This window comes from Rickettsiales endosymbiont of Peranema trichophorum (genome assembly GCF_004210275.1).
In the GTDB taxonomy this organism is placed as follows: domain Bacteria; phylum Pseudomonadota; class Alphaproteobacteria; order Rickettsiales; family Midichloriaceae; genus RICK02.
The window spans coordinates 1-4,615 of sequence record NZ_SCFA01000060.1 but is presented as its reverse complement, the minus strand read 5'-3'; the positions used below and the strand labels follow the sequence as shown (position 1 = coordinate 4,615).

Sequence of the window (4,615 nt, the reverse complement as noted above, 5' to 3'; positions counted from 1 at the left end):
AAATTAACTGTTAAATTAAGGTATTTAATTGGCCAGCTCAAACTGGCTATATACTAGCCTATTCGCTGGCCAATTTATACCTCCATTCTTTCATATCAACTTACACACTTATTCTTACGTACCCTACTTGACTGATTTGCAATTAGAGAACCAAGACTACCATTCTCATCACTTTTAGGCCACGTAAACTTCCCACTATCAAGGCACTTGTAAAACAAGCAATAACCCTGGCCGTCCCACCATAATATTTTCAGCTTATGAGCATTCTTACCACGAAATACAAACATCGCTCCACTACACACTTGGTCTGTAACAAGACCACTAACTAAGAGTGTGAGACGATTAATACCTTTGCGCATGTCAGTAAAGCCAGTGCAAAGATATATCTTGCTAGTATTATGATCAAACATTACCCCTCCAGTGCTTTCAGTATGTTCATTAGCTTGCTGCTATTAACTTTACCCTCAAGTACAAATGAAAAATCACTGAATGTTAATGATGCTTTTTGTAAGATTGCAGTCTGCGGTAATAAAGGTTCTGAACCAGTAACTGCTACCTCTAAAAACTTTGGCCTACAATCCATCTCTGGTACTTTTGTCTTTGCTAACTCTCTTTCTTGCCTAAGCCATTTGTGTATCGTCGATGTATGTATAGAGTGTGCTTTTGCCAGCTTAGTTATAACACATCCTGGTATTCCTCTTGCTTTCAATATCTTAGCCTTTTGTTCCGCGTAAAACGCTTGTGACAATCTTCCGCCCATATTAGCTCCTTATTGACAATCATTACAGAAACATACCAGATACTATTAGACCTCGATAGTCCACCTTTACCGTACGCTTACCATGGACACAAGAGAGTATACTAATGGTAAGATGCCTAGACACAACAAACGGTGTAGCATTTAAGAGTCTCCTTTCAGTAAAATTGCGCAACTTTGGTTTTGAGTTGGGGTATGGTTGGCGCCATAGGTAGTGGTACATCTTTTGTATTCATGTTAGAGTGACCAAATAAAGTTAAGAATCAACCTTCTCAATCTCTGAAAAGCCTGGTGGGCAAAAACTCCATGTCCTTCAAACACTTCTTGAAATCTGTCAATAAAATTTTTCGTGCGTAGACCCTGTCTTGGGAGGACATAGTGCTTGACATAGCTATATTCTTCCCCAATATTCTGGGCGTACGTTTCTCTTGATACAGAGTTCGGCACAGATATAGATGTGTTTAAATGGCAGTTATGCAAAATTATCTAGAACTAATTAGACCTGATCTTCTCATCGTATTTTTCTACCTAGTGGCGTGTCTGGTTCTTGGTTTTTATAAGGTTGGGACCCTCAAAAACATTAAGGAATATACTCTAGGTACTGGTGGTTTTACCAACTTCGCCTTAATTGCAACATTATTTGCAACTTATATAGGAGCTGCTAGTACAACCGGAACCATAGAGGAAGTATATAACGAAGGTGTACTCTTCATCATTATACAAGCTGCAGAACCAATACCTTGGTTTATTGCTGCATATGTTTTCGGTAGAAATATAGAGCAATTTAGGGGCTGTATCTCTATAAGCGATATTATGACTAGGCTATATGGCGCACCCGGTAAGTGGGTTACGAATGTTTCCTCGATATTATTATCGCTTGGAGTCGTTACCGCCCAAGTAACGGCTATTGGCTACGTTTCTAACGCATTGCTAGGTGTCTCAAATCTCACTGGGGTACTTGTAGGTTTTGGTATAGTTACACTATACTCTATCTTTGGTGGTATAAGGTCTGTTGTTGCCACAGATATACTGCAGTTTATCGTGTTCTATATAGCTTTGCCTATACTGTGCATCATTTCACTGCAAGAATTAGGAGGTCTAGCAGTGTTAGCTGCTAAGTTACCACCTTCACACCTTACATTAGACTTCTCAGGACAAAAAGGAGTGATGTTCGCGGCATTATTGTTTAACTACCTTTGCTTACCTGCTGTTGCTTCAGGTACTTTTATACAAAGATTCCTCATGGCACAAAGTTCAAAGCAGCTTACTTATTCTTTAATTATTGTTGCTTTGATGGCATTCTCCCTTAATGTCATCATATGCCTGATTGGGTTGGTCGTTCGAGTCAAAAATCCAGACCTTGATTCTGGTACTGTGTTCTTTCATTTTATTACAACTAATCCTACTCTTTCAACATGGATGGTGGGTCTTATAATAGCAGGAATATTGGCGGCCATTATGTCTACTGCAGACTCATGGCTAAATACTACTGCCGTACTGTGTGCGCATGATATCGCTAAAACAGTGCTACCAAATCTCACCTCAAAGCAGGAGTTGTTGATCGCCCGTCTCTCTACTCTAACAATTTCTGTCGTATCAATTTTCATTGCTCTCAAGGTTACAGCTATACTGTCTTTTTTGTGGTTCATATGGAATTTTTGGGACCCTTTAATCCTTATGCCTCTTATAGTTGGTTTCTTAAGATTTAGAACAAATAGCTTCTCTTTTATTATTTCCTGCATCTTTGCTGTCTTATCAATAGCTGTTGTTGCTTACTTCTTAGGGACCCTAGATCTCATAACATCTAGTGCAGGTATGATGGGAAGCTGTGTAGGCTTGTTTGTTGGACACTATGTGCAGGTATATTTAGGTGTAGAAATGCCTACACCTCCCATTGCTCCTATAACAAGAACGCGCTGGGGACTTCATACCTTAGTTGCTTTCTTTAAGTACCTTTCACCGTCTGGTATGATGTACACGTCTAAAGTACTTTTAGCCAAAAGTATGCTACCGCACTATGTTTCTTACATTATTATATTCTTATACTCCACATATGTGCTCACGCAAATATACGAACCTCTGACAGGCCCACTGTCCAGAAACCTAATCATACAATTGTATCTTATTAACTTATCAGTATCTGCTATTGGAATTATAAGAGAGTTGATAGACGGCACCTTTTTGAGACGATATGTGCCGTTGTATTGGGCTATACTCATGACTTTGGCTTTACCTTTAGCATCCGTGTATGGACTGTTATTGAAACCTTTTGATTCTTTTTACGTCATCAACTTTATTATCTCCACCTTTGTATTTGCACTCCTTGTGGATCTAAGGGCATTTTTGACGTTGGGTACTGTAGGAGTGTTGATAGCTTCCGGAGCATACACATTACTTCAACCTGGACCAAAGTTTCATATAGAGCACTTGTCGGTCATTAGTGCAATTCTATACAGCATGTTTGGGATAGTAACGGCTATATTAGTGAAACAATTTCAACTTGTTGAATCACTGAAGTTAAAAATATTTGGTGGAGCAATAGCACATGAGGTGCGGTCGCCTTTTATCAACACTCAGGCATCTGTGTCACTTCTGAATAGCCTGTTAAAAAGAGCAGTACAACGTTCTCAAAGCAATGCCAATGTCTCACTATTGCAAGATGATGTGGAAGAGATGTTAGAATTGTTGGAGGAAACAAATGAGATCTCTAAAGAGGGGCTTGATACTATAGACATGCTGTTAGCAAGAATTAGAGGAGAAAACGGTGCGGATGACGTAGAGTGTTATGTGATGAGGAAGTGTATTAAAAGTGCGCTATTGGAGCATCAATTTAAAAATTACTTAAATAACATCAGATTTGACCAAATAAATGACTTTACGTTTAAAGGTTCATGGAAATTTGTAAGACACGTGTTGATCAACATTATTAGTAATGCGGTTAAGTACGGAGGGCCAAATGTTTTGATTCACATTAGAATGGAGGATCATACTGTCTTTATTAGGGATAATGGTAAAGGGATATCTCCCGAGGTGTTACCATACATTTTTGATATGCTGTACAGTGGTGAGAAAGGAGGTACAGGGATAGGATTAGCGTTTTGCAAGGATGTAATGGAGCAGCTTGGAGGGGGTATTAGGTGTATCTCAGAGTTGGGTGAATATACGGAGTTTATACTGTCTTTTCCAGAAGTTGGAGACGATACAAAAAGGTAGCCTGGTAATGTCTATTTCTGTACTTGTCGTAAGCGTACTGTTAAGGTTTCAATTACCCACAAGTTTTGGTACGTTAAAACATGTACTGGAGCGACCTCGTAAAAAAATAAAAATAGTGGGACCTGTGGAAGCAATTATCGGCTGAATTAGAAGCATCGTGTGCTTTGAATCAAATGGTTTGACTAATACAAATATTTAGCACATATGGGAGCGTAACATTATTGTAACAATAAAATAAGGTAGTTTATGCCTATTGATAATATCAATCTACTGAATTTACCAGTCTCCAAAATGTTCACGATCAGTGGTGGAATCAGTCTTGTGGGTAATAGTAAGGATTTAGCTCTGGAGAATACGGTGGCAGCAAAATAATTTCGATATTGCTTGGTATCGATAGGTCTTTAGCCTTATGCCATCCAGCGCAATCCATCACAATAAAGGCCTTGCTCTGCCAAAGCCACTCAGACATTTGCTCCAGAAATATGCTCATACATTCTTTAGTCCGTGCGTCAGAAGTGATGGAGAGGAGAAGGGATGAGGGGTTGAGGAGATAAAATGGATTGAAAATCCATAAGAAAAGTGTATTAGATAGGCAGAAAGCTTATGGATTTTACATATCAGATATGCCAATAGAAAACAAAGTTT

Annotated in this window: 5 protein-coding genes; 2 read left to right on the top strand and 3 right to left on the bottom strand. The window is 38.9% G+C overall.

Going from position 1 to position 4,615, the window contains the following annotated elements; genetic code table 11:
* Positions 1 to 95 precede the first annotated feature (95 nt).
* Complete coding sequence (gene tnpB, locus EDM53_RS03290) at positions 96 to 410, bottom strand: IS66 family insertion sequence element accessory protein TnpB (RefSeq protein WP_130122262.1); 315 nt, start codon at positions 408 to 410, stop codon at positions 96 to 98.
* Positions 410 to 760, bottom strand: coding sequence for a hypothetical protein (locus EDM53_RS03285; protein WP_130122261.1), 351 nt, complete (start codon positions 758 to 760; stop codon positions 410 to 412). Before EDM53_RS03285 ends, tnpB begins: the two co-directional genes overlap by 1 nt.
* Positions 761 to 1,231: 471 nt before the next feature.
* Between EDM53_RS03285 and EDM53_RS03280 the strand changes: the two genes are divergently transcribed.
* A complete protein-coding gene (locus EDM53_RS03280; RefSeq protein ID WP_165379605.1) occupies positions 1,232 to 3,970 on the top strand; it encodes a sodium:solute symporter family transporter in 2,739 nt (912 codons plus the stop codon).
* Positions 3,971 to 4,216: 246 nt separating this feature from the next.
* Positions 4,217 to 4,342 carry a hypothetical protein gene (locus EDM53_RS06490; RefSeq protein ID WP_277986526.1) on the top strand — a complete coding sequence of 42 codons (126 nt, stop codon included), beginning with the start codon at positions 4,217 to 4,219 and terminating at the stop codon, positions 4,340 to 4,342.
* Here EDM53_RS06490 and EDM53_RS03275 read toward each other — a convergent pair.
* Positions 4,284 to 4,439 (bottom strand): transposase, encoded by a 156-nt coding sequence (locus EDM53_RS03275; RefSeq protein WP_410528555.1) that lies wholly within the window; start codon positions 4,437 to 4,439, stop codon positions 4,284 to 4,286. The genes EDM53_RS06490 and EDM53_RS03275 overlap by 59 nt on opposite strands.
* Positions 4,440 to 4,615: the final 176 nt, after the last annotated feature.

Bases quoted from the DNA above. Each gene is read 5' to 3' on its own strand.
- tnpB (WP_130122262.1), bottom strand. From the start codon at position 410: ATGTTTGATCATAATACTAGCAAGATATATCTTTGCACTGGCTTTACT.
- EDM53_RS03285 (WP_130122261.1), bottom strand. From the start codon at position 760: ATGGGCGGAAGATTGTCACAAGCGTTTTACGCGGAACAAAAGGCTAAG.
- EDM53_RS03280 (WP_165379605.1), top strand. From the start codon at position 1,232: ATGCAAAATTATCTAGAACTAATTAGACCTGATCTTCTCATCGTATTT.
- EDM53_RS06490 (WP_277986526.1), top strand. From the start codon at position 4,217: ATGCCTATTGATAATATCAATCTACTGAATTTACCAGTCTCCAAAATG.
- EDM53_RS03275 (WP_410528555.1), bottom strand. From the start codon at position 4,439: ATGTCTGAGTGGCTTTGGCAGAGCAAGGCCTTTATTGTGATGGATTGC.